Source organism: Sphingobium sp. AP50 (assembly GCF_900109095.1).
GTDB lineage: Bacteria > Pseudomonadota > Alphaproteobacteria > Sphingomonadales > Sphingomonadaceae > Sphingobium.
Genome location: NZ_FNYZ01000060.1, coordinates 1 through 1449 on the forward strand (window position 1 = coordinate 1; position 1449 = coordinate 1449).

1 protein-coding gene is annotated in these 1449 nt (G+C 56.3%); it reads left to right on the top strand.

All coding sequences use genetic code 11. The features are described 5' to 3' along the window. Positions 1–85 precede the first annotated feature (85 nt). Positions 86–1123 (top strand): IS110 family transposase, encoded by a 1038-nt coding sequence (locus BMY84_RS28835; RefSeq protein ID WP_093088593.1) that lies wholly within the window; start codon positions 86–88, stop codon positions 1121–1123. Positions 1124–1449 lie beyond the last annotated feature (326 nt).

Below are 1449 nucleotides of genomic sequence, written 5' to 3' on the forward strand. Positions count from 1 at the left end.
GCATATTTTGATGATGTGGACGGCCTCACCCCCGCGAGTCATTCTTAAGCTTCCAGGAGAAAACTGCCCACGGAGGAGAACCGTCATGAAGAGCTATATTCGGATTGGTGTTGATCTGGCGAAGAATGTTTTTCAGGTGCACGCTCTGTCAGAAGAGGGCACGCCCGCGCTGCAGCGCAAGCTGAGCCGTGCTAAGTTTCTCGATTTCTTTCAAAACATAGCGCCGAGCCAGATCGGGATGGAGGCATGTGCGACAGCCCACCACTGGGCGCGAGCTTTGCAGGCACTAGGGCACGAAGTGGTCCTGATTCCGCCAGCCTATACCAAACCCTATGTCAAACGGGGCAAGAATGATGCCGTTGATGCTGAAGCGATCTGCGAGGCTATGTCACGCCCCGGGATGCGCTTCGTACCGGTAAAAACTGTTGATCAGCAGGCACTCTTGGGCCTGCACAAGCAACGGGAGCTGCTAATCAAACAGCAGACGATGGCCGTCAACGCTTTACGTGCCTTTCTTGCCGAGTTTGGTCTGATTGCAGCCAAAAGCATTGAGCGTGTGCCTCATTTGCTCGCCATCGGTCGCGAGAGTAAAATGTTGCCGGCCACTGCAAAAGCGCGGATCGAGATAGATGCAGAGGTGCTCTGCACTCTGGCCAAAGCCATCGACGGTCTCGAGCAAGAAATCTCTCGCCATCATGCTTGCAACCCTGTCAGCCAGTTGCTCGACGGCGTACCTGGCATCGGCACGCTGATCGCCTCCGCAGTCGTTGCATATGTGCCAAATCCCGAGCATTTCCGCTCAGGTCGAGATTTCAGTGCGTGGCTCGGGCTGACACCACGCGAACATTCGAGCGGGGGCAAATCGAAGCTTGGTCGTATCAGCAAGCAGGGTAACCCTTATCTCCGAAAACTTCTGGTGCTCGCGGCAACATCGCTGCTTCGGGTACAACCGCAGCGGCGCGGACCGCTCGCGGAATGGGTCCGAGAGTTGCTTGCCCGCAAGCCTGCGCGCCTCGTTACTGTCGCGCTTGCAAATCGCCTGGCGCGGATCCTTTGGGCCATGATGAAAAGCGGCGAGGAGTTTCGGATGATCATTTTTGCCCGAGGCGTTGCGGCAGCATGACTACCGTTTCGGCGCAGTTGCCACAGGGATGGCGAATTACCGGCAGCTAAGAATACAGGATTGATATTGGCAAGCGCATAGTACGTGATGAGCGACATGGTCACGACCGAAGACCGGAACACCCAGAGCCTGAGCATGAGCGGCAAGCTCGCTATTTTGATTGGGATCCACGTCGTCGGATATCATCAAGGCCCGCGGACATGTACCGCACTTTAAGGCCGGACATATGACCGCAGCCGACTGAGTCGCACATTGTTTATAAAGGACTTGCCAAGAGGCCGTCCACATATGCCCAGGCGGAGCTCGACCGCCCGTTCAAACGATGA